This window comes from Nocardia sp. 149-1B (assembly GCF_057747975.1).
Genome location: NZ_CM173233.1, coordinates 1,052,889 through 1,071,347, shown reverse-complemented (window position 1 = coordinate 1,071,347; position 18,459 = coordinate 1,052,889). Strand labels below are relative to the sequence as shown.

Annotated in this window: 17 protein-coding genes; 10 read left to right on the top strand and 7 right to left on the bottom strand. The window is 71.3% G+C overall.

Annotated elements, in window-relative coordinates:
* Positions 1-75: 75 nt before the first annotated feature.
* The 3 genes from AC3ANS_RS05145 to AC3ANS_RS05135 are packed head-to-tail and all read right to left on the bottom strand — an operon-like array spanning position 76 to position 4,403.
* Positions 76-1,641 carry a methyl-accepting chemotaxis protein gene (locus AC3ANS_RS05145; RefSeq protein ID WP_488295092.1) on the bottom strand — a complete coding sequence of 522 codons (1,566 nt, stop codon included), beginning with the start codon at positions 1,639-1,641 and terminating at the stop codon, positions 76-78.
* Between the two features lie 39 nt (positions 1,642-1,680).
* Positions 1,681-2,100 carry a chemotaxis protein CheW gene (locus AC3ANS_RS05140; protein WP_488295091.1) on the bottom strand — a complete coding sequence of 140 codons (420 nt, stop codon included), beginning with the start codon at positions 2,098-2,100 and terminating at the stop codon, positions 1,681-1,683.
* The gene (locus tag AC3ANS_RS05135; protein ID WP_488295090.1) at positions 2,097-4,403 is read right to left on the bottom strand and encodes a chemotaxis protein CheA; all 2,307 of its coding nucleotides are present in this window, start codon (positions 4,401-4,403) and stop codon (positions 2,097-2,099) included. Before AC3ANS_RS05135 ends, AC3ANS_RS05140 begins: the two co-directional genes overlap by 4 nt.
* A 219-nt stretch (positions 4,404-4,622) precedes the next feature.
* Here AC3ANS_RS05135 and AC3ANS_RS05130 point away from each other — a divergent pair, with 219 nt between their 5' ends.
* A complete protein-coding gene (locus AC3ANS_RS05130) occupies positions 4,623-5,615 on the top strand; it encodes a TerC/Alx family metal homeostasis membrane protein (RefSeq protein WP_488295089.1) in 993 nt (330 codons plus the stop codon).
* Here the strand turns inward: AC3ANS_RS05130 and AC3ANS_RS05125 are convergent, their stop codons facing one another.
* Positions 5,616-5,972: a hypothetical protein gene (locus AC3ANS_RS05125; RefSeq protein WP_488295088.1), complete on the bottom strand. Its 357-nt coding sequence runs from the start codon at positions 5,970-5,972 to the stop codon at positions 5,616-5,618. It lies immediately after the preceding gene.
* A gap of 69 nt (positions 5,973-6,041) precedes the next feature.
* On the opposite strand from AC3ANS_RS05125, the gene AC3ANS_RS05120 reads away from it, so the two are divergent.
* Positions 6,042-6,551 (top strand): VOC family protein, encoded by a 510-nt coding sequence (locus AC3ANS_RS05120; protein WP_488295087.1) that lies wholly within the window; start codon positions 6,042-6,044, stop codon positions 6,549-6,551.
* Between the two features lie 34 nt (positions 6,552-6,585).
* Here the strand turns inward: AC3ANS_RS05120 and AC3ANS_RS05115 are convergent, their stop codons facing one another.
* Both AC3ANS_RS05115 and AC3ANS_RS05110 read right to left on the bottom strand, forming a co-directional pair.
* Entirely contained in the window at positions 6,586-7,275 is a 690-nt protein-coding gene (locus AC3ANS_RS05115) for a LuxR C-terminal-related transcriptional regulator (protein ID WP_488295086.1), read from the bottom strand.
* The gene (locus AC3ANS_RS05110; RefSeq protein ID WP_488295085.1) at positions 7,268-8,590 is read right to left on the bottom strand and encodes an ATP-binding protein; all 1,323 of its coding nucleotides are present in this window, start codon (positions 8,588-8,590) and stop codon (positions 7,268-7,270) included. The genes AC3ANS_RS05115 and AC3ANS_RS05110 overlap by 8 nt, the downstream gene beginning before the upstream one ends.
* 143 nt (positions 8,591-8,733) lie before the next feature.
* Here AC3ANS_RS05110 and AC3ANS_RS05105 point away from each other — a divergent pair, with 143 nt between their 5' ends.
* The gene (locus tag AC3ANS_RS05105; protein WP_488295084.1) at positions 8,734-10,074 is read left to right on the top strand and encodes a PspC domain-containing protein; all 1,341 of its coding nucleotides are present in this window, start codon (positions 8,734-8,736) and stop codon (positions 10,072-10,074) included.
* Positions 10,071-10,418, top strand: a complete 348-nt coding sequence (locus AC3ANS_RS05100) for a hypothetical protein (RefSeq protein WP_488295083.1) — start codon at positions 10,071-10,073, stop codon at positions 10,416-10,418. The genes AC3ANS_RS05105 and AC3ANS_RS05100 overlap by 4 nt, the downstream gene beginning before the upstream one ends.
* Here AC3ANS_RS05100 and AC3ANS_RS05095 read toward each other — a convergent pair.
* A complete protein-coding gene (locus AC3ANS_RS05095; protein ID WP_488295082.1) occupies positions 10,415-11,419 on the bottom strand; it encodes a glycerophosphodiester phosphodiesterase in 1,005 nt (334 codons plus the stop codon). The genes AC3ANS_RS05100 and AC3ANS_RS05095 overlap by 4 nt on opposite strands.
* 79 nt (positions 11,420-11,498) lie before the next feature.
* Between AC3ANS_RS05095 and AC3ANS_RS05090 the strand changes: the two genes are divergently transcribed.
* From AC3ANS_RS05090 to AC3ANS_RS05065, 6 genes are read left to right on the top strand one after another with little or no spacing between them, the layout of a single operon-like run.
* Complete coding sequence (locus tag AC3ANS_RS05090; RefSeq protein ID WP_488295081.1) at positions 11,499-12,041, top strand: YbaK/EbsC family protein; 543 nt, start codon at positions 11,499-11,501, stop codon at positions 12,039-12,041.
* 10 nt (positions 12,042-12,051) lie between these two features.
* Positions 12,052-12,558, top strand: a complete 507-nt coding sequence (locus AC3ANS_RS05085; RefSeq protein WP_488295080.1) for a DUF6328 family protein — start codon at positions 12,052-12,054, stop codon at positions 12,556-12,558.
* A 42-nt stretch (positions 12,559-12,600) separates the two neighbouring features.
* Positions 12,601-14,325: an ABC transporter ATP-binding protein gene (locus AC3ANS_RS05080; protein ID WP_488295079.1), complete on the top strand. Its 1,725-nt coding sequence runs from the start codon at positions 12,601-12,603 to the stop codon at positions 14,323-14,325.
* Entirely contained in the window at positions 14,322-16,070 is a 1,749-nt protein-coding gene (locus AC3ANS_RS05075; protein ID WP_488295078.1) for an ABC transporter ATP-binding protein, read from the top strand. The genes AC3ANS_RS05080 and AC3ANS_RS05075 overlap by 4 nt, the downstream gene beginning before the upstream one ends.
* A gap of 46 nt (positions 16,071-16,116) precedes the next feature.
* A complete protein-coding gene (locus AC3ANS_RS05070; protein ID WP_488295077.1) occupies positions 16,117-17,145 on the top strand; it encodes an LLM class F420-dependent oxidoreductase in 1,029 nt (342 codons plus the stop codon).
* Complete coding sequence (locus AC3ANS_RS05065; protein WP_488295076.1) at positions 17,133-18,293, top strand: acyl-CoA dehydrogenase family protein; 1,161 nt, start codon at positions 17,133-17,135, stop codon at positions 18,291-18,293. The genes AC3ANS_RS05070 and AC3ANS_RS05065 overlap by 13 nt, the downstream gene beginning before the upstream one ends.
* Positions 18,294-18,459 lie beyond the last annotated feature (166 nt).

Sequence of the window (18,459 nt, the reverse complement as noted above, 5' to 3'; positions counted from 1 at the left end):
GCCGAGATTGTCGGCCGAGATTGTCGGCCGAGATTGTCGGCCGAGAGAGCGTCGGCCGAGGGCCGTGGACCGAGCTCAGCGCCGGAAGCGCGAGACCTCGGAGCGCAGGTCGTGGGACATCCGCGCCAGCTCCTGGATCGCGGTCAACGTCTGGTTCACCGCCTGCGTCGTGGTGTCAGCAGCAGCAGCCACACCGGAGATGTTGGTCGCGATCTCACCCGAACCCGTCGAGGCCTCCGCCACGTTGCGCGACATCTCGTTCGTCGTCGCCGTCTGCTCCTCCACCGCCGAAGCAATCGTCAACTGATAGTCGTTGATCGAGGTGATGATCGCCGCGATCTCACCGATCGCACCCACCGCACCACCCGTATCAGCCTGGATCGCCTCCACCCGCCGAGCAATGTCCTCCGTCGCCCGCGCCGTCTCCTGCGCCAGCTCCTTCACCTCGTTCGCCACCACCGCAAAACCCTTGCCCGCCTCACCAGCACGAGCCGCCTCGATCGTCGCGTTGAGAGCAAGCAGGTTGGTCTGCTCCGCGATCGAGGTGATCACCTTCACCACATTCCCGATCTCCTGAGACGACGCACCCAACTTCCCCACCGTCTCGTTGGTCACCTCCACCATCGACACCGCCTGCGAAGCCACCCGCGCCGCCTCATTCGCCGAATGCGCAATCTCCCGGATCGAAGCACCCATCTCCTCCGAACCCGCAGCCACCGTCTGCACGTTCCGCGACACCTCCTCCGCAGCACCCGAGACCACACCCGCCTGCACCGACGTCTCCTCAGCACCCGCAGCAATCTGCTGCGACGACGCCGACAACTCCTCCGACGCAGCCGCCACCGCATCCGCCGAACCCACGACGAGGCCGATGACGCCGCCGACGGACTCGATGGAAGCGTTGAGAGCGCGCTCGAGCTCGCCGAGCTCGGCGGAAGACTTCTCCTCGGCGCGCTGTGTCAGGTCGCCGTCGGCGAACCCGCGCAGCACGTCGATGCTGCTGCGCAGCGGACGCGTGATGGAGCGAGCGATCAGGTAGGCGAGGACCATCAGGGTCAGGACACCGATCGCGCCCGCGACGAGGAACAGCTGGATCGCGCCCGAGCGGTCCGAGTTCGCCTTGTCCTCCTCGGCCTGCGCCGCCTTCTCGATCTGGTCGATGGTGCCACCGAGCAGCTCGTCCATCTGGTCGTTGGCCGCCTGGATGTCGTCGGCCTTGGCGCGCATCGCGACCTGGTTCTTGATCGCGGCATCGACGAACGTCGCGATCGCGGTCTCGTACTGGGTCCAGGCGCCGTTGAACGCGGCGGACTGCTCTGACGTGGCATCGAGCCCGACGGCCTGGAGCTGAGTCATCAGCTCGTCGACCGTCCCGACGTCGTCCTGGACGTCCTGGGCGATGCTGGCGTTGTCGGCGTACGTGATCGACTTGAGAGCGTCGACCTTGAGCTCGCTCGACCGGGTGTCGAGCGCGTGCAGGATCGAACGCGCGTCCTCGTACTTGGCCAGGCTCTTGGCGTCGCTGTCCGTGTTGCGCAACCCGGTGAGGGCAACGCCGCCGACGGCAACGGTGGTGATCACCCCGATCGCAGCGATCGCGGTCAGGCGGCGGCCGACGGTCCAGGTGATCGGTGACTTCATGATGGTGCCTTCTCTGTATGCAGGTGACGCAGGGGGAGGTCAGGCCGCGACAGCGCGGTCGACATCGAGGGCCAGCAGCAGCTGGTCCTCCAACTTGTAGGCCCCGAGAAGGAGGTCGCGCGAGACGCCGGTCAACGTGTCCGGCGGAGATTCGAACTGGTCCGCGTCGACGTCGACGACCGACCCGATCGTGTCGACGAGGAGCGCGATCGGCTCACCGGCGACGCGGATGACCACGAGCATCGGCTCGGTGTCGACGTCGCGTGCCGGCATGTCGAGCAGCGCCCGGAGGTCGATCGCGCTGAGCACCTGCCCACGCAGGTTGATCAGGCCGGCGAGCGTGCGCGGCGACAGCGGGATCCGCGTTCGCGTCTGCCCTCGCAGGACTTCCTGGACCGCCCCGACGTCGACACCGTAGAGATGTCCGTCGAGGGTGAAGGTCACCATCCGGGTGCTCACACCGCCTCCTGGAGCTCGTCGCGGAGGTCGAGGTCGACCTCCGGATCGGAGTAGAACTTCGGGTCGGCCGCGAGGATCGCGGCGCGTACGTCGAGGACCTCCACGATCCGGTCACGGATCAGCGTGGAGCCGACCAGACCGTGGTCGTCGATGTCGCTGTGGACCTCGGTCTCCTCGTCGACGATGTCGATGATCTCGTCGACGACGATCGCGACGCTGCGCGAGCCGGCCGAGTAGACGACGACCACCAGGTCGTCGCCGACGCGCTCGCTCATCGCACCGAGGTGCCGGTCGAGCCGCAGCAGCGGCAGGATCGCGCCGCGGTACTGGACGACCTCGCGGCTGCCCACCACCTCGACGGAGCTGGCCGCGACGTTCTCGAGCCGGGTGACCGAGGACAGCGGGATCGCCACGCGGCGACCGCCGCCGATGCCGGCCACGAGCATCCGCAGGTGCTCCCCGGAGATGCGCTGCTCCTTCGCGGTGGCGTCTCCGGCACCGCGTTCGAGCGCCTCGGCGGTGAGTGCGCGGCGTGCCAGGGCCTGGACGTCGAGGATCAGGGCCACGCGGCCGTCACCGAGGATGGTGGCGCCGGAGTAGGTGCCCAGCGACTTCAGGCGCGAGGTCAGCGGCTTGACGACGATCTCCTCGGTGTTGAGGACCCGGTCGATCACGAGGCCGAAGCGCTTGCCCTCGGCCTGCAGCACGGCGATCAGCACGTGCCCGTCGGACCGCTCGGACTCGACACCCAGCACGTCGGTCAACCGGACCAGCGGGAGCAGTGCCCCACGCAGGCGGTAGACCGAGGCGCCGTTGACGTCCTCGACGGCACTTGCCGCACGGTCGGCGTCCAGAGCGACGAGCTCCAGCAGGCTGACCTGCGGGATCGCGTAGCGGTCGCCCGCGCACTCGACGGTGAGCGCCGGCACGATCGCCAGCGTCAACGGGATGCGCAGCCGGCAGGTGGTGCCGCGGCCGACGACCGACTCGACCTCGATGGTCCCGCCGATGCTCTCGATGTTGGTCTTCACCACGTCCATCCCGACACCTCGGCCGGAGACGTTGGTGACGGCCTGGGCGGTGGAGAACCCGGGCAGGAAGATCAGCTGGAGGATGTCGGCGGAGGACATCTGGGCGAGCTGCGCGGACGTGCGCAGACCGCTGGCCAGGGCCTTCTCGGCGATCCGCTCGGCGTCGATGCCCGTACCGTCGTCACAGACCTCGACGACGACCTGGCCGCCCTCGTGGTAGGCGCGCAGCGTGAGCACGCCCTCCGCGGGCTTGCCGGCGGCGATCCGGCCCTCGGGCGTCTCGAGGCCGTGGTCGACGGCGTTGCGGACGAGGTGGGTCAGCGGGTCCTTGACCGACTCCAGGAGCGAGCGGTCGAGCTCGGTCTCGCGGCCGACCATGGCCAGGGAGACGCTCTTCCCGCAGGCGGCGCCGAGGTCGCGGACGACGCGCGGCAGCTTGGACCAGAGGTGGTCGATCGGCTGCATCCGGGTCTTCATGACCCCTTCCTGCAGCTCGGTGGCGATCAGGTTGAGGCGCTGGGCGGAGCGCATCAGGTCGAGTCCGTCCTGCTCGCCGGCCTGCCGGACGATCTGGTTGCGGGTGAGCACCAGCTCGCCCACCAGGCGCATCAGCGTGTCGAGCAGCTCCACGTCCACGCGGATCGAGGAGTCCGCGACGTTGCGACGGGCGACGGGCTCATCGGTGCCCTCGGCCGCTGCGGGCCGGGCGGACGTCTTGGCGGGCGCGGGAGCCCGAACGGCGGGCGCGACGGCAGCAACGGGCTGCGGCGCCGGCTCGACGACGGGCTCGGGCTCAGCGGCCTCGGGCGCGGCGACGGCGGGCTCGGGGACCACCTCGGCGACGGCCTCGGGGAGGAGCTCGGCGATCGGCGTGGGCGCGGCCGCGTTGCCGTCGAGGACGGCCGTGATCCGCGCCACGACGTCCGCTACGTCGACATCACCCTCGGTGCCGTCGTCCTCGATCGAGGCGAGCAGCTCGCGGACCGTGTCGACCATGGCGAGCAGCGGGTCGGTCGTCTGCGGCGTCATCGACAGCTTGCCGTCGCGCAGGCGGGCGAGGAGGTTCTCCCCCACGTGCGTCACGGCCTCCAGCTTCCCGAACGCCAGGAACCCGCTGGTCCCCTTGATCGTGTGAATGGTCCGGAAGATGCTGCCCAGCAGGTCTCGGGAACCAGGTTCCCGCTCGAGCGCGACCAAGTCGCGGTCGAGCTGATCCAGGTTCTCGTGGCTTTCCACGAGGAACTCCTGGACGATCTCGTCGATCTCTTCCACCGTGTCGGCCTCTCGTCAGGTGACTACGAGGGCTTGATCGGCCCGCCGGTCACCGACCTGAGGCTGGTGCAGACATTTTGCTCGGCCTTCTACGATTGCGCTGAGGGGAGTACCTCGACCAAGCACCATCCGGTCAGTACGGCGGGCGCCACCGGCCGCCTCGGATGGTCACCTGCCAGCAGGTGAGGGAGACCTCGAGCATCGACTCGAGGAGCACCCATGCACACGCTCGACCTCTCTCCGCCGCAGCCGCTGGCCATCGACACCATCGGGACCCCAACGCTGTGGACCGTCACGATCGGTGCCGTCCTGGCGCTGCTGGTCCTGGACTTCGTCGCCACCCGGCGCCCGCACGAAGTCGGGATGCGTGAGGCGCTGGCCTGGTCGGCGTTCTACGTCGCTCTCCCCCTGGCCTTCGGTGGCTGGGTCTGGAGCCGGCACGGCGCCGACCGCGGCGTCGAGTACTACACCGGCTACCTGGTCGAGAAGACGCTCAGCGTGGACAACCTGTTCGTCTTCATGTTGTTGCTCGCGGCCTTCGCCGTGCCCGCCGCCCTCCAGCAGCGGGTCCTGCTCTACGGGATCGTGGGAGCGCTCGTGCTGCGGGGCGTCTTCATCGCGCTCGGCGCCGCCGCCCTGGCGGCGTTCGACTGGGTGTTCGCCGTCTTCGGTGTGGTGCTGCTGGCGACCGGGGTGAAGCTGCTGCGCGACGCGCTCACCGGAGGCATGCACGCACCGAAGGACGTGAGCCGGATGCGGTCCGTGCGCCTGCTTCGCCGGCTGATGCCGGTCACCGACGACTACGACGGTGCGCGCCTCACCAGCCGGGTGGGCGGCCGCCGAGCGCTCACGCCACTGGCCGTGGTGGTCGTGGCCGTCCTCGCCACCGACGTGGTCTTCGCGGTCGACTCGGTCCCCGCCGTCTACGGGATCACCGGCGACCCGTTCCTGGTCTTCGCCACCAACGCCTTCGCCCTGCTCGGCCTCCGCGCGCTCTACTTCGTGGTCCAGGGCGCGCTCAGCCGGCTGGTGCACCTCGGCTTCGGCCTGGCGGCGATCCTCGGGTTCATCGGCGTCAAGCTGGTGCTCCACTGGGCGCACCTGACCTGGCCGGGCGTGCCCGACGTACCGACGCCGGTCTCGCTGGGCGTGATCGTCGGCGTCCTGGCCCTCACGACCGCGACCAGCCTGGTCGCGACCCGCAGGAGGTGATCAGTTGTGCGCGGAGGCCCAGAACACGGCGACGCACATGTTGGCGACGGTCAGGGCGAGCAGCAGTGCCCAGAGGCCGTTGGCGATCCGCTCCTTGCGGAGGTTGGCCATCACCAGCACCAGGATCCCCAGGCCGATGACGCCCTTGACCGCGATCTTGGTGTTGTCGAGGTCGCCGTCGTCGGCCTGGATGACCCCGACGAGCAGCAGCCCGGCGACGAAGGCGGTGCCGGCACCGTCGCGCATCAGCGCGTTCACGGTCTTCTCGGGGCTGCGCGCCTGCACGAGCAGACCGCCCACCAATGCGGCGAACCCGAGCATGTGGACGACGAGCAGCAGGTGGCGCAGGATCTCCATGACAGAGCAGCCTAGAGGGAGCTCGGGCAGCGGTCAGGATCTGACCTCTTGGTGGGGCAAGGTCGCGCCATGGACGTCACCCCGACCAACACCGTCGTGCAGACCTGGATCACCACGCCTGACACCGGCGCCTTCCTGGAGTTCGTCACGAGGGTCTTCGGTGCGACCGAGCTCGCCCGCGTGCGGACGGAGGACGGCGGCGTGGGGCATGCGGAGTTCCGCATCGGGGACACGTGGCTGCTGGCTTTCGACGCCCGGCCCGACTGGCCACCGATGCCCGCCCTCCTCCGGGTCTGGGCCGACGACGCCGACGCCACGACGGCCACCGCCGTCGAGCTCGGCGCCCGGATCGTCACCCCGGTGTCCGACAACGCGTTCGGTCAGCGCGGCGGGCGGATCCGCGATCCGTGGGGGAACATCTGGTGGGTCACCCAGCGCGTCGAGGACATCGCGCCCGAGGTGATGATGCGACGGCTCTCCGAGCCTCGGTACGCCGAGTCGATGCGCGTGGCGCAGGAGACCTTCGACAGCGAGCTGACCGGGCGTCGGTCCGGGTGGTCGAGCAAGCCGGTGTTCTGACGGCCCTCGCGCCGCCGGCTGCTCGGAGGGCTCCTCAGAGCAGCCTGCGGTCCGAGGCCCAGCGGGTCAGCTCGTGGCGGGAGGAGAGCTGGAGCTTGCGCAGCACGCTCGACATGTGGGTCTCGACGGTCTTGATGGAGATGAACAGCTCCTTCGCGACCTCCTTGTAGGCGTAGCCGCGGGCGATCAGCCGCATCACCTCGCGCTCGCGCTCGGTGAGCCGGTCGAGGTCCTCGTCGACGGCGGCCACGTCGATCGACCCGGAGAACGCGTCGAGCACGAACCCGGCCAACCGCGGGGAGAACACCGCGTCTCCCTCAGAGACCCGGCCGATCGCCTGCACCAGCTCGGGCCCGGTGATGGTCTTGGTGACATAGCCGCGGGCGCCACCTCGGATCGTGCCGATCACGTCCTCGGCCGCGTCGCTCACCGAGAGCGCGAGGTAGCGGGTCTCGGGCGCGGCGCCCGACAGGGCCGTCCTCCGCATCACCTCGACTCCGCCCCCGCCGGGCAGGTGGACGTCGAGGAGCACCACGTCGGGCCGCTCGGCGGCCACCGCCGCGACCGCCTCGTCGACGTCGGCCGCCTCGGCCAGCACGCGCACCAGGCCGCGGCCGGCGGTCTCGAGCTCCGCGCGCACCCCGCGACGGAACATCGCGTGGTCGTCGACGATCACGATCGTCACCGGACCCGCCGCGCGGGGTGCCGGCTGCTGCTCACTCATCGTTCTCCTCCTGTCGCGGCTGCCGGGACAGGTGCAGCCGCACCTCGGTCCCCTCGCCGAGCACCGACCGGACCTCGGCCGTGCCTCCGTGACGCTGCATCCGGTCCACGATGCTGTGGCGGACGCCGTACCGGTCCGCGGGCACCGAGGCCGGGTCGAAGCCCGGCCCGCGGTCGCGGACGAAGACGTCGACGGCCGCGTCCGTGACCTCGGCATAGACGTCGACCTTGCCGGTGCCCGCGTGCTTGGCGGCGTTGGTGATCGCCTCGCCGGTGGCGTTGACGACCGGGCGCAGGCACTCCTCGAAGTCGCAGTCGCCCACGGTCACGACGTCGACCGACACGGCGTACTCGTCCTCGACGCGTGCCGCGACCCCGCGCAGCGCGCTCGCGACCGTGCGCTCGTCGATGGAGTCGCCGGCATAGAGCCACGACCGCAGGTCGCGCTCCTGGGCCCGCGCGAGCCGCGCCACGGCAGTCGCGTCGTCGGCGTTCTTCTGGATCAGCGCGAGCGTCTGCAGCACCGAGTCGTGGAGGTGGGCGGCCACGTCGGCCCGCTCCTGGGTGCGCACTCGCTCGGCGCGCTCGTCGCTGAGGTCGGAGGCCAGCCGGTAGATCCAGGGTCCGATCACGATCGCGAGGCCCACGATGCTGAGCAGTGCGGCGACGGTGACGTCGCGGGCCATGCCCAGGGAGCCGCCGTGCACGGAGTAGAGGACCAGCGCCGCCACGATCAGCAGGACGCCGGCTCCGACGCGGGCGTACGACGCCCAGCCGCCGTGGCCGAACACGACCCGCACCGGGTCGATCCGGCCGCTGTTGTCCAGCCAGCGCTCCCGCTGCGCCTCGTCGGCCTGGCGCCACAGCAGCGCGACACCGACGATCGCGATCACCATCGGCCAGAAGATCGCACCGCGCCCGAGGACCGCCTCGAGCAGCAGGATCGCGCCCAGACCGAGGGCCGCGAGCGCGATCGCCGGTCCGACGTCCCCGAGCCGCCGGATCCGGCCCGGCCGCCGGCCGCCGCGGGTGGCGCTCTCGATGCCGGGGGCGCCCGTCTCGAAGTGGGAGTCCGAGGGCAGCAGCCACCACAGGCCCGCGTAGAACGCGACGCCGGCGCCACCGAGGAACGCCGCGATCACGAAGCCGGCCCGCACCCACAGAACGGGGAAGTCGAGGTGCCGCGCCAGCCCGGCGGCGACACCGCCGAGGATCGGCTCCTGGGAGTCGCGGGTCGCACGTCGCCCGCCCAGCGGGACCGCCGCCGATCGCGGGTCGGGCCGGCCGGCGTCGGCGGTGGCGTGTGCGCTGCTCATCTCCCTCCCATCGTCTCACTGCGGATGACCCCAGACCATGAGGGCGAACCCCGAGGCGCCCCTGAGCACGATGCCCCGTCCCTGCCCCAGGATCAGGGCTGTCCCCGATGGTGCGCGACCGTCGCGCAGAGCAGGCTGGAGCCATGACCACCACACCGCCCGAGGCACCATCCGGCCCACAGCCACAGCATCCGAGCGCGGGTCCCAGCACCGGTCCCCGCGTCGACCGCGACCAGGTCCGCGACCTCGGCCGCCTGCGCCGCTCGGCGAGCGACCGCAAGGTCGCGGGCGTGGCGGGGGGCCTCGCCCGGCATCTCGACATCGACCCGCTGATCCTGCGGGTGGCGTTCGTGGTGCTGGTGTTCTTCGGCGGCGCCGGCCTGATCCTGTACGCCGCCTGCTGGCTCCTCGTTCCCGAGGACGGGGCCGCCCGGGCGCCGTTCAACCTCGACGAGCGCAGCCGCTCGGTGGCGCTGATCATCGTCGGCGTGGTCGCGGCCCTCGCGCTGATCGGCGACTCCTGGGGTGGGTCGTGGTTCCCCTGGCCGGTCGCGCTGGTCGCGCTGGTCGTGCTGTGGGTGCTGACCCGCAACAGCACCCCGCACCCGGTGCCCCCGGTGGCGCCGTGGACACCGTCTCCCCCGACGCCGGGCGCCGCGGACCCCACCTCCGGGCCGACTCCGCCGTACGCACCGGCCCCGCCGTACTCACCGGCCCCGCCCTACGCGTCGGCTCCCACCCAGCGCACGTACTACGCACCACCCCCGCCGGCCTACACCGCGCCGACCTACACGGCGCCCGCCTACACGGCCCCCGCCTACACGGCGCCCGCCTACACCGGGCCCGCCTACGTCCCGCCGGCGACCTACGTCCCGCGGCCGCCGAACCCGCGCAAGCGTGGCCCGATCCTGTTCTGGTTCACCCTGGCGCTGATCGCCCTCGCGGAGGGCGTGCTCGGGATCGCCGACCTGTCCGGTGCGAACGTCGCGGACGCGGCGTACCCCGCACTCGCGGTCGCGATCTGCGGCCTGATGCTGGTCGTCGGAGCGTTCTTCGGGCGGGCCGGAGGGATCATCGCACTGGGCCTGATCTCCACGGTCGTGCTGACCGGCGCCACAGCGGCCGACCGGTGGGACGGGGACCAGACCCTGGTGACCCCGACGACGGCGTCCGCGCTGGACGACCGCTACTGGCTCGGTGTCGGTGAGCAGGTGATCGACCTGCGTGAGGTGGCCGACCTGGAGAACCTCGACGGCCGCACCCTCGAGGTCGAGGGCGGTATCGGGCACATCGAGGTCATCCTCCCCGCAACCCTCACCGCTGTCGTCCACGCCGACGTCGACGGGCCGGGCAACATCGACGTCTTCGGCGTCGAGCACGGCGGGATCGACACCACCATCAACTCCTCCGACGGGTCCGCGACAGATCCCCGGATCACCATCGACACCCAGCTGGGCGTCGGACAGATCGAGGTGCACCGATGAGCACGACCACTCTCGGCGTCGACAACGGCGTCCCGTCCGGGCGGCACCCGGTCAACATCGGCCACCTGGTCATGGGGATCGCGTTCCTCGGCCTGGTCGGCGTGTGGGCCCTGATCCAGGGCGACGTCGTCGGCAACGGTGACGTCCGCTGGCTGATGCCCGTCCCGTGGGTGCTCGCCGGTCTCGCCGGCCTGCTCGCGACCGGGCTCTCGAGCAGCAGGCGCTGGTCGACACGCCAGACCGGCTGGGTCGGCGCCACGCCCGAGCCGGCGTCCGAGACCACGCCCGGGCCGACCGAGCCGACCGAGCAGTTCGAGCAGCTCGACGAGGAGCGCGAGAGCTAGCCGGCGACCGTGCTCCGGATGCCGGCTGCGTGCAGCCGGCATGCCTCGAGCGTCGTGTCGGGGTGGTCGGTGAACAGGCCGTCCACCCCGGCGTCGAGGAAGGCCTGGGTCTCCTCGATGGAGTCACCGATCGCCGCGGGGTCCGCCCCGCGGCGATAGCCCGTCGGGAGGAAGGCGTTCTCGTCGCGCAGCGTCCACACGTGCACCTGCAGGCCGACCTCGTGGGCCTCGGCCACCAGCGGCGAGGGATCCCCGATCGTGCCGGCCCCGACGTGCCGCGGTAGCACCAGGTCCTTGGCCACACCGACGGCGTCGGCGTACGCCGCCACCCGTCGCAGACCCGGCCCGGTGACCAGGTCGACCCGGCCGTCGGCGGCCACGAGCTGGACCAGCGGCAGCTCGGTGCGCGAGCGCAGCCAACGCAGGTTGCCGGGCTCGAAGGACTGCAGGAACACTGGCGCGTCGGCATCGTCCAGGTCGTGGCGGGCGAGCGCGGCGAGCAGCGGCTCCTCGAGCGCGAGACCGAGCGAGGCGAAGTACGACGGGTGCTTGGTCTCCGGGTAGACCCCGACCGGCCGGCCCAGCCGCTGGGACTCCTCCGCCACCAGCAGGAGGATCTCGTCGAACGTCGGGACGTCGTAGCGGCCGTCGTACCGCGTGTTGCGCGGGCGCAGCTCGGGGAGCCGCTCCACGGCGCGCAGGGTCTTGAGCTCGGCGAGGGTGAGGTCTTCGGTGAACCACCCGGTGACCTCGCGACCGTCGATCTCCTTGGTCGTCAGGCGGTCGGCGAGCTCCGGATGGGAGGCGATGTCGGTGGTGGCGCCGATCTCGTTCTCGTGACGGGCCACCAGCACGCCGTCGCGGGTGCTCACCAGGTCGGGCTCGACGTAGTCGGCGCCCAGCGCGATCGCGAGGCGGTACGACGCCAGCGTGTGTTCCGGCCGGTAGCCGGAGGCTCCGCGGTGGGCGATCACCAGGGGCGGCTCGATCGGCTCGCGCATGCTCCCAGGAGAGCGCGCCACGGTGTCGCCGCGGCGGGAGCGACATGAACCCCAGGTGACGCCCGCCAGAATGGACGACATGTCCGTCCCGACCCTCGGCACCCTCGAGACCGTCCCCGCCCTCGACCGGCCCGACCTGCTCGCGCCGCCCGTGGCCACTGCGCTCGGCGGCTGGGCCGGCGCCCACCGGGTCGGCGTCGTGGAGATCGACCCCGCGATCGCCGACACCGCGGCGCTGGCGGAGGCCTACGACCTGCCGATGTCGACGGGCGCCAACTGTGTGGTGGTCGCCGGCCGGCGCGACGGGGAGGAGCGGGTCGCCGCCTGCCTGGTGCGCGCCGACACCCGGGCCGACGTCAACAACCTGGTCAAGCGCACGCTCGACGTACGCAAGGCGTCGTTCCTCGCGATGGACCGGGCCGTCGAGGAGTCCGGCATGGAGTACGGCGGCATCACCCCGCTCGGTCTGCCCGCGGGCTGGCGGCTGCTGGTCGACCCGCGCGTGCTCGAGATCGACGTGGCCGTGATCGGGTCGGGGGTGCGCCGCTCCAAGCTGCTGCTGCCCGGTGCGCTGGCCGCCGAACTGCCCGGTGCCGAGGTCGTCGCGGGCCTGGCGGGGTGAGACTGTCCCCATGACCGACGACGAGCTGCCCGAGAACCCCAAGTCGGGCCGCCGGGAGACCGAGGAGGAGCGGCTGGACCGCAAGTGGGAGGACCTGCTGCAGGAGCTGCGGGTGATGCAGACCGGTGCCCAGCTGCTCGCGGGCTTCCTGCTCACGCTGCCCTTCCAGGACAGGTTCAAGGAGCTGGACGACTTCCAGACCGGGCTCTACCTGGTGCTGGTGCTCGTGGCGACGCTCACGACGGCGATGATCATGGGTCCGATCGCGATCCACCGCCGGCTGTCGGGACGCCACGTCAAGGAGCGCCTGGTCGCGGCGGCGCACGTGCTGGTCTGGGGCGTGCTCACGGCGATCGCGCTCCTGGTGACCGGCATCGTCATGTTCATCTTCGACATGGTCGTCGACCGCACCTGGGCCAGCATCGCGGCGGCCGCGATGGCGATGGTGATGGCGACGCTGCTGGTGCTGCTCCCCCACCGCCTGATGCGCCACGAGGAGCGCACCACACAGCCGTAAACCCGGTCGCTCGCGACTCCCCCGATCTCTATCCTGGGACGAGTGCGCCACCTGCCCCTCGACCACCCTGGAACCCCCGATCACCGCTCCCCGGGACGGTTCTTGTGGTGGATGGCGAAGGGCCAGTGGGCGACGCTGCTGGGCGGGATGTGCTTCGGCGTCATCTGGATGAGCTCGCAGGCCGTGATGCCTGCGATCATCGGGCGCGCGATCGACCTCGGGGTCGCCGACCGTGACCGCGGTGAGCTCGCGAAGTGGGCGGGCCTGCTGTTCGCGGTCGGCCTCGTGCAGGCCGCCAGCGGCATCGTCCGGCACCGGTTCGCGGTCACGAACTGGCTGATCGCGGCGTACCGCACCGTGCAGCTCGTCACCCGCCAGACCGTGCGGCTCGGCGGCACCCTGCCGCGCCAGGTCTCGACCGGCGAGGTGGTCGCGATCGGCACCAGCGACCTGTCCCACCTCGGGCAGCTGATGGACGTCTCGGCGCGGTTCGCCGGCGCGGTCGTGTCCTTCGTGCTGGTCTCGGTGATCCTGCTGCAGACCTCGGTCACTCTGGGCCTCGTCGTGCTGATCGGCGTGCCCCTGCTGATGCTGGGCGTCGCACCGCTCCTCGGCCCGCTCCAGCGCCGCAGCGCCGAGCAACGCCACCTGATGGGCCGGCTCGCCAACACCGCCAGCGACATCGTCGGCGGGCTGCGCGTGCTCCGGGGCATCGGTGGCGAGCACGTCTTCCACGACCGCTACCGCCGCGAGTCGCAGACGACGCGCGCCGCCGGCGTGCAGGTCGCGCGGCTGCAGTCGGTGCTCGACGCGCTCCAGGTGCTGCTGCCGGGGCTGTTCGTGGTGGTGGTCGTCTGGATCGGCGCCCGGTACGCCGTCGAGGGCACGATCACGCCCGGTGAGCTCGTCGCGTTCTACGGCTACTCGGCGTTCCTGATGATCCCGCTGCGGACCGCCACCGAGTACGCCAACAAGATCATCCGGGCCCGCGTGGCCGCCGTACGCGTCTGCCGGGTGCTGGCGCTGGAGCCCGACGTGCGCGAGCCCGAGCGGCCGGTCGCGTCCCCACCGGCCGGCTCCGACCTCTACGACGCTCGCACCGGCCTGCTCGTGCGCCACGGGCTGCTCACCGCGATCGTGAGCGAGCAGCCCGACGAGTCCGCGGCCCTGGCGGACCGGCTCGGGATGAGCGCTGCCGAGATCGACCACGAGGTGCAGCTCGGTGGCGTGCCGCTCACCGCCCTGTCCCCCGCCGAGGTCCGGCGCCGGATCGTGGTGTCCGACACCGGAGCGCTGTTCTTCTCCGGACGGCTGGGCGACCGGCTCGACGTGACCGGCCAGGGAGACGTCGCCGCCGCCCTCGAGACCGCGTCCGCGGCGGACATCCTCGACGCGCTGCCCGACGGCCTCGACACGCTGGTCGCCGAGCGCGGCCGGAGCTTCTCCGGCGGCCAGCGCCAACGGCTCGTGCTGGCGCGTGCGCTCGCCACCGCACCCGAGGTCCTCGTGCTGGTCGAGCCGACGTCGGCGGTCGACGCCCACACCGAGGCGCGCATCGCCGCGCGCCTGCGCCGCCACCGCGCCGGGCTCACGACCGTGGTCACGACCAGCAGCCCGCTGATGCTCGACGCCGCCGACCGGGTCGCGTTCCTGCGCGACGGCCGGGTGGCCGCGACCGGTACGCACGCCGAGCTGCTGGCGAGCGACGCCGGCTACCGGCTGGTGGTCACCCGCGAGTCGGCCGACCTCACGGAGGTGTCGCGATGAGCGCGGCCACCCACCTCCCGGTCGCCGACACCCGCGCCGTACGCCGGTATGCGGTGTCCTTGGCGCGCCGCCACCCGCGGATGCTGTGGTCGGCCGTGGCGCTGCACGTGCTCGCGGCGCTCGCCGGACTCGCGGCGCCGCGACTGCTCGGCGACCTGGTGCAGGCCGTGGACACCGGGACGACCACCGGTCACGTCGACCGGGTCGTCGCGGTGCTGGCGGGGTTCCTGGTCGCCCAGACCGTGCTGACCCGCTACGCCCGCTACCTGAGCCAGGCGCTGGGTGAGGAGGTCCTCGCCGAGCTGCGGGAGGACTTCGTCGGCAACACCCTCGCCCTGCCCGTCGGGGTCGTGGAGGCCGCGGGCTCCGGCGACCTGCTCACCCGCACCAGCCGCGACGTCGACCAGCTGGGCTGGTCGGTGCGGATGGCGCTGCCCGAGTGGACGATCGCGGTGATCACCGCCGCGGTCACGTTCGTCGCCGCGATCAGCGTCGGCTGGTGGGTCGCGCTCCCGTGCGTGCTGGGCGTGCCGCCGCTGGTGATCGGGCTGCGGTGGTACCTCGCCCGCGCCAAGGACGGCTACCTGCGCGAGAGCGCGACGTACTCCCAGATCAACGCCACGCTCACCGAGACCGTCGAGGGCGCCCGCACCGTCGAGGCGCTCGGCCTCGGCGACGAGCGGATCCGGGCGATCGACGACGACATCGACGCGTCGTACCGGGCCGAGCGCTACACGCTGTTCCTGCGCACGGTGTTCTTCCCCAACATGGAGATCGCCTACCTGGTCCCGACCGTCGCGACGCTGCTGTTCGGCGGCTACCTCTACACCCAGGGTGAGGTCTCGCTCGGCGCCGTCACCACGGCCACCCTGTACGTGCAGATGCTGATCGACCCGGTCGACCGGATCGTCTCGATCCTCGACGAGCTCCAGCTCGGTGCCGCGGCGCTGGCGCGCCTGCTCGGCGTGGCGCAGGTGCCCGACGACCGCGAGGAGTCCGGGCGCCAGCCGGTCGGTGAGCAGCTCGCTGCCGAGGACGTCCGCTTCTCGTACGTCGAGGGCCGCGACGTGCTGCACGGCGTCGACCTGTCCGTCGGGGTCGGCGAGCGGATCGCGATGGTGGGTCCCTCGGGCGCGGGCAAGTCCACGCTGGGCCGGCTGCTGGCCGGCATCCACCCGCCGCGCACCGGCTCGGTGACCGTCGGCGGCGTCGGGCTGGTCGAGCTGCCGCTCGACGACCTGCGCGGCCACGTCGCCCTGGTCACCCAGGAGCACCACGTCTTCGTCGGCACGGTCCGCGAGAACCTCGTGCTGGCCCGCCCGGGTGCGACCGACGACGACGTCCGCGAGGCGCTGGCCGCCGTGGACGCCCTGGCCTGGGTGGACACCCTGCCCGACGGACTGGACACGGTCGTCGGCTCGGGTGGGCGCCAGGTCACCGCCGCCCAGGCGCAGCAGGTCGCACTGGCCCGGCTGGTGCTCGCCGACCCCCACACGCTGGTGCTCGACGAGGCGACCTCGCTGATCGACCCGCAGGCCGCCCGGCACCTGGAGCGGTCCCTGGCCGCCGTGCTCGAGGGGCGCACGGTGATCGCGATCGCGCACCGCTTGTTCTCGGCCCACGACGCCGACCGGGTCGCCGTCGTCGAGGACGGCCGCATCTCCGAGCTCGGGTCCCACGACGAGCTGGTCGCGGCGGGCGGCTCGTACGCAGCGCTGTGGGACAGCTGGCACGGCCGGGGCTGAAACGCACGCTTGCCTCGAGCACGACCGTGACAGTTATGCTGTCACAATGAAGCTGTCGATGCCGCTGATGTACGACGGGAACCCACGCCAGACCGCCGACCAGGTCGCCGGGCTCGAGAAGGCGGGGCTGGACACCATCTGGGTGGCCGAGCCGTACGGCTTCGACGCCCCCACGCTGATGGGCTACCTCGCCGCCAAGACCGAGACCGTCGAGATCGGCGCGGGCATCCTCAACGTCTACTCCCGCACCCCGGGCGCGCTGCTGCAGACCGCCGCCGGCCTCGACAACGTCTCCGGAGGCCGCGCGGTGATCGGGCTGGGCGCCTCCGGACCGCAGGTGATCGAGGGCTTCCACGGCCTCCCCTACGACAAGCCGCTGGGTCGCACCCGCGAGGTCATCGAGATCATCCGGATGGGCCTGCGCCGCGAGTCGCTGGTGCACGACGGGATCTTCAAGCTGCCGCTGCCCGAGGGGCAGGGGCTCGGTCTGGGCAAGCCGCTCAAGCTGCTCAACAAGCCCGAGCGCCCCGTCGTACCGCTCTGGGTCGCGGCGCTCGGTGACAAGAACGTCGCCATGACCGCGGAGGTCGCCGACGGGTGGCTGCCGTTCCTGTTCCTGCCCGAGAAGGCCCAGCAGGTCTGGGGCGAGTCGCTCGCCCGCGGCGCAGCGAAGCGCTCCGCCGACCTCGGGCCGCTGGAGATCAGCGCCGGCGGCATGGTCGCGATCGGCGAGGACGTGAAGGGGATGCTCGACTTCATGCGGCCGATGTACGCGCTCTACATCGGTGGCATGGGCGCGCGCGGCAAGAACTTCTACAACGAGCTGGCCTGCCAGTACGGCTACGAGAAGGAGGCGAAGGAGATCCAGGACCTCTACCTCGACGGCCACAAGCGCGACGCCGAGGCGAAGGTGCCGCTCGAGTGGCTCGAGGCCGGCAACCTCGTCGGCCCCGCGTCGTACGTCCAGGAGCGCATCGCCGCGTTCCGCGAGGCCGGCGTCACCAGCCTGCAGGTGTCCCCCGCGTCGGACGACCCGGCCGCGACCATCGCACAGATCAAGGAGTGGGTGTCCTGATGCCCGAGAAGCCGACGATCTTCGAGCAGGAGCACGAAGACTTCCGCACCACCGTCCGCGCCTTCCTCGACAAGGAGGTCGTCCCCCACCACGAGCAGTGGGAGAAGGACGGCCAGGTCAGCCGCGAGGTCTGGCGCAAGGCCGGCGAGCACGGCCTGCTGTGCTTCGACGTCGAGGAGGAGTACGGCGGCGCCGGGGTCTCCGACTTCCGCTACAACATGGTCGTCGCCGAGGAGATGTGCCGGGCGGGCACCAGCGGCCCGGGCTTCCCCGTGCACACCGACATCATCGTTCCCTACATCAGCCAGCTCGGGACGCCGGAGCAGAAGCAGCGCTGGCTGCCCGGCCTGGTCAGCGGCGAGCTCATCTCCGCGATCGCGATGACCGAGCCGGGCGCCGGCTCGGACCTGCAGGGCATCAAGACCAGCGCGATCGACAAGGGCGATCACTACGTCCTCAACGGCTCCAAGACGTTCATCAGCAACGGGATCATGTCCGACCTGGTGATCGTCGTGTGTCGCACCGACCCCGACGCAGGCCACCAGGGCATCAGCCTGCTCGTCGTCGAGCGCGGGATGAAGGGCTTCGAGCGCGGCCGCAACCTCGACAAGATGGGCATGAAGGCCCAGGACACCGCCGAGCTGTTCTTCGACGACGTCGAGGTGCCCAAGGAGAACCTGCTGGGCGCCGAAGGCTCCGGCTTCATCTCACTGATGGTCAACCTCGCCCAGGAGCGCATCTCGATCGCGGTCATGGCCGTCGCCGCCGTCGAGCGGATGCTCGAGCTCTCGCTCTCCTACGCCAAGGAGCGCACGGCGTTCGGCAAGCCGATCGGCAGCTTCCAGCACAACCGCTTCCTGCTCGCCGAGATGGCCACCGAGGCCCATATCGCCCGAGTGTTCGTCAACGACTGCGTGATGAAGCTGAACGCCGGCGAGGTCGACCCGTCGCTGGCCTCCATGGCGAAGTGGTGGACCACCGAGCTGCAGAAGAAGGTCACCGACCAGGCGGTCCAGATCCACGGTGGCTACGGCTACATGATGGAGTACCCCGTCGCCCGGGCCTTCGTCGACAGCCGCATCCAGACGATCTACGGCGGCACCACCGAGATCCAGAAGGAGATCATCGGTCGGTCGTTGGGCATCTGACGCCCCACGGTGGTTGAGGTGCGAAGGCGCGCTAGCGCCTGAGCCTCGAAACCACCGTCGCCGAGCGGGCCCCGGTCCGGTCACCGACGGAGGTTGAGGTGCGAAGGCGCGCTAGCGCCTGAGCCTCGAAACCACCGTCACCAAGCAGGCCCCGGCCCGGTCACCG

What these genes read in the sequence shown, in the direction of transcription:
- AC3ANS_RS05145 (WP_488295092.1), bottom strand. Translation starts at nt 1,641, where the DNA reads ATGAAGTCACCGATCACCTGGACCGTCGGCCGCCGCCTGACCGCGATC.
- AC3ANS_RS05130 (WP_488295089.1), top strand. Translation starts at nt 4,623, where the DNA reads ATGCACACGCTCGACCTCTCTCCGCCGCAGCCGCTGGCCATCGACACC.
- AC3ANS_RS05125 (WP_488295088.1), bottom strand. Translation starts at nt 5,972, where the DNA reads ATGGAGATCCTGCGCCACCTGCTGCTCGTCGTCCACATGCTCGGGTTC.
- AC3ANS_RS05120 (WP_488295087.1), top strand. Translation starts at nt 6,042, where the DNA reads ATGGACGTCACCCCGACCAACACCGTCGTGCAGACCTGGATCACCACG.
- AC3ANS_RS05115 (WP_488295086.1), bottom strand. Translation starts at nt 7,275, where the DNA reads ATGAGTGAGCAGCAGCCGGCACCCCGCGCGGCGGGTCCGGTGACGATC.
- AC3ANS_RS05110 (WP_488295085.1), bottom strand. Translation starts at nt 8,590, where the DNA reads ATGAGCAGCGCACACGCCACCGCCGACGCCGGCCGGCCCGACCCGCGA.
- AC3ANS_RS05105 (WP_488295084.1), top strand. Translation starts at nt 8,734, where the DNA reads ATGACCACCACACCGCCCGAGGCACCATCCGGCCCACAGCCACAGCAT.
- AC3ANS_RS05100 (WP_488295083.1), top strand. Translation starts at nt 10,071, where the DNA reads ATGAGCACGACCACTCTCGGCGTCGACAACGGCGTCCCGTCCGGGCGG.
- AC3ANS_RS05095 (WP_488295082.1), bottom strand. Translation starts at nt 11,419, where the DNA reads ATGCGCGAGCCGATCGAGCCGCCCCTGGTGATCGCCCACCGCGGAGCC.
- AC3ANS_RS05090 (WP_488295081.1), top strand. Translation starts at nt 11,499, where the DNA reads ATGTCCGTCCCGACCCTCGGCACCCTCGAGACCGTCCCCGCCCTCGAC.
- AC3ANS_RS05085 (WP_488295080.1), top strand. Translation starts at nt 12,052, where the DNA reads ATGACCGACGACGAGCTGCCCGAGAACCCCAAGTCGGGCCGCCGGGAG.
- AC3ANS_RS05075 (WP_488295078.1), top strand. Translation starts at nt 14,322, where the DNA reads ATGAGCGCGGCCACCCACCTCCCGGTCGCCGACACCCGCGCCGTACGC.
- AC3ANS_RS05070 (WP_488295077.1), top strand. Translation starts at nt 16,117, where the DNA reads ATGAAGCTGTCGATGCCGCTGATGTACGACGGGAACCCACGCCAGACC.